Raw genomic sequence first — 1,105 nt, forward strand, 5'->3', positions numbered from 1 at the left:
CCGCGTCCTCGTCCGCGAAGTAGCGCTCCATCCACGCGCCCAGCAGGGCCGCCGCCGCGTTGTCGCTCATCACCGCCGAGTCGAACGCGTCCACCCGCCGCGTGATGAGCGTCTCCGCGCCGCCCGACGTGGACCAGAACGCGCCGCGCTCCTCGTCCCAGAAGTCACGCCGCGCCACGCCCCACAGGTCCCGCGCCCAGTTCAGGGACCCGAGGTCGCCCGTCGCGCGGTACAGGTCCACCAGGCCCAGCGCGTACAGCACGTGGTCCTCCAGCAACCCCGTGACCTTCGCCACGCCGTCCCGGTACGAGTGCAGCAGGGTACCGTCCTCCCGCGTGAGGCGCTCCCGCACGAAGGCCGCGTTCTCGCGCGCCACGTCCGCGTAGTGCGCCTCGCCCAGCACGCGCGCCGCCTCCGCGAACGCGCCGAGCGCCAGCCCGTTCCACGACGTGAGCACCTTGTCGTCCGTGCCGGGATGCACGCGCTCCTCCCGGGCGTCGAGGAGCCTCAGGCGCGCCCGCGCGAGCCGCTCGCGGACCTCGTCCCCGCTCAGGTCCATGTCCCGCGCCACCGCCTCCGGCGAGGACACCACCGACAGCACCGTCCGCCGCCCGAACTCCGGGTGGTGCGGGTCCTGGAAGTTCCCCGCCTCCGTGATCCCGTACGAGCGGATCACGATCTCCGCGTCCGGCCCGGGCAGCAGCGCGCGCACCTCGTCCGGGGTCCACACGAAGAACTTCCCCTCGATTCCCTCGGAGTCCGCGTCCTGCGCGCTGAAGAAGCCGCCCTCGGGGGAGCGCATCTCGCGCTCCAGGTACGCGAGCGTCTCGCGCGCCACCCGGCGGAAGGCCTCGTCGCCCGTCACCTGGTACGCGTGCAGGTACGTCCGCGCGAGCTGCGCGTTGTCGTAGAGCATCTTCTCGAAGTGCGGCACCAGCCAGCGCTCGTCGACGCTGTAACGGTGGAAGCCCCCGCCGAGCTGGTCGTACAGGCCGCCCGCCGCCATGCGGCTCAGGGTCGTCACGGCCATGTCCCGCCCCTCGGGCACGGCCAGCAGGTAGTCCAGCAGGGTCGGCGCGGGGAACTTCGGCGCGTGGCCGAAGCC

General features: G+C 73.0%; 1 protein-coding gene. It reads right to left on the reverse strand.

Annotated features, from left to right (window positions below):
• Positions 1–1,105 (reverse strand): thioredoxin domain-containing protein (locus tag DEIPI_RS39875; protein WP_045234320.1); only part of this gene is annotated, 1,105 nt, incomplete at both ends.

The sequence above is a fragment of the Deinococcus pimensis DSM 21231 genome, from assembly GCF_000519345.1.
Lineage (GTDB): Bacteria > Deinococcota > Deinococci > Deinococcales > Deinococcaceae > Deinococcus_A > Deinococcus_A pimensis.